Source organism: uncultured Thiodictyon sp., assembly GCA_903837595.1.
Lineage (GTDB): Bacteria > Pseudomonadota > Gammaproteobacteria > Chromatiales > Chromatiaceae > Thiodictyon.
In genome coordinates, this window is record CAILVI010000501.1 from 1 (window position 1) to 2,059 (window position 2,059).

Consider the following 2,059-nt stretch of genomic DNA (forward strand, 5'->3'; position numbering starts at 1 on the left):
GACGGCTCGACCAAGGATTTCCCGGCCGTCACGAATAGACGGTGCTGGAAAATGCGAGTTTCCTGTCAGGCACTAGGTAGAAACACGTATCGCTTTGAACCATCGGCGTCGTTGTCCGAAAATGGGTTCGCCCCGATAGGTCTAAAGTGCTTGATATCAAGAGGCACATTGGCCACGTCGCACTAGTCGAAAAGCTACAGATCTCGGACGGACGGTCGGCGGGAGAAGCGCCCTTGGGGCTCTCGCCTTGGCGTTCCGACGCCTTGACTGCATCGGATCGGATCGGATCGAACAATTGCCCCGAATATCATTGCCTATTACTTCATTAACAACTGCAAACCATTTTAGCCATTATCGGTCTATTTCTCGACGACGAAACTGCCTACCGCAAAGAGCTTTCCTGTAATAACCTGCCTAATAGAAACCGGTTTCTTACCGGGCTCCCTAAAGGAGCCTGCTGGAACAGATGCGGCAATTAATCCTGAGCTGACGGCAGTCGATTTCGCGGGATAGCCATCGAATAAGACTTGCACATCTCCAATATCTCTCTCATCAGACACCTGAATCCAAACCCCCGCCCCTCCGTCAGGTTGCAAATTTGGAACTTCTCCACCGGAAGTAGACTGCGGACCCCAGTTTAATACTCTTAAGTCATACGTTTGTGCGTCGACGGCAAAAGTACCCACCGGGAAGATCCTTCCTGCAAAAGCCTGCTTGACAGAAACATCTACTGTTCCAGGTGTATCAAGGATGGTAGCGGGTATTGTTGCAGATATATTACCCAACCCAACAACAGTAGATGCTGCCGGCTTCCCGCCGAAATAAACCTGTGCCGCTCCAAGTTCTTCATCCCCGGAAACCCGCACCCACAGAGTGCCGGTGCCATCAGGCTGAATATTAGGAACTGAGCCTTGAGTAGCGAACTGAGGCCCCCAACTTAGAATTCTAAAGTTGGACACGTCATTAACAAAGCTATACGTTATAAAACACCACGGATAGTTATCATTAGAAAAGCATTCATAGGCGCTGGCCGTGTATCCATCGAGAAATTTTGAAAATGTTTTGGCCAGTCGCTGAACCTCGCCTTTGCTTCGGCCCAAGAAAACAGTTGGGACATTTTTCTGTGGTTTGAGAGTTATGCGTTCCAAGTCAGAGTCATAATCCAACCTGAGGGAAATTGAACGATCCCATAGATATAAAGCAGCCAATGAATCCGAGTAGTCGTGGTAGCGACGCTCTCCTTTGTAGTAATCCTGACTCAGTGAACTGTATGCGCTGAAGTGACATGGATCTCTCGAAAAAGCAGCAGTCTGGAGTTAGAATAGCGCGTCGTTAGGACTCACTCTGCAGGTGACGCGATGCGGCGGCTGATTATTTCGAAATCGACGGCGGATTTCACTTCCCACGCGGGCTTGGGACTGGTTGGGCTGGCGATTCGCGAACGCACCAACCTGGCCGCGGAAGCCGCCGCGGTGTCGGCGCTGCGTCGCGATGCGATGCCGCATGGTGATATGCTCGCCAGCTATGTCGCGCTGCTGTGTTTGGGCAAGAGCGACTTCGAGGCGATCGACGCCTTTCGTACCGACCCCTTTTTTCTGGAGGCCCTGGGGCTGGAGCGGGCGCCCTCCGCCGCCATCTTGCGTCAACGCATGGATGCCAACGCGCCCGGCTTCAAGGATGCGGTCATTGCCGCCGCCATTGAGTTCCTGCGCCGTAGCGAAGCCCCGATCACCCCACTGGGCAATGGCCTGGTGCCGCTGGATGCGGATGTCACCCCGATGAATAACGCCAAGACCAAGAAAGAGGGTGTCGCGCGGACCTACAAAGGAGAGGATGGCTTCGCCCCGATGGCTGCCTATCTGGGGCAAGAAGGCTATTGCCTGGAGTTGGAACTGCGCGAGGGAAGCCAACACAGCCAGAAAGGCACCCCGGAACTCTTGGCACGGGTCCTGGAGCGGGCGCGTGGACTGACCGCCGCACCGCTGTTGGTGCGTCTGGACAGCGGCAACGACGCCATCGAGAACATCGCGACCCTCATGGCGCATGAGGAGCAACACCC

Annotated in this window: 2 protein-coding genes; one reads left to right on the forward strand and one right to left on the reverse strand. The window is 54.3% G+C overall.

Translation table 11 applies throughout. The annotated features are described in order from the left end of the window. Positions 1-359: 359 nt before the first annotated feature. Positions 360-1,148 carry a hypothetical protein gene (locus QZY44_RS30160; protein ID WP_295456444.1) on the reverse strand — a complete coding sequence of 263 codons (789 nt, stop codon included), beginning with the start codon at positions 1,146-1,148 and terminating at the stop codon, positions 360-362. 210 nt (positions 1,149-1,358) lie between these two features. Here QZY44_RS30160 and QZY44_RS30165 point away from each other — a divergent pair. Then, a partial coding sequence (locus tag QZY44_RS30165) for a transposase (protein WP_295456446.1) occupies positions 1,359-2,059 on the forward strand: 701 nt, incomplete at its 3' end.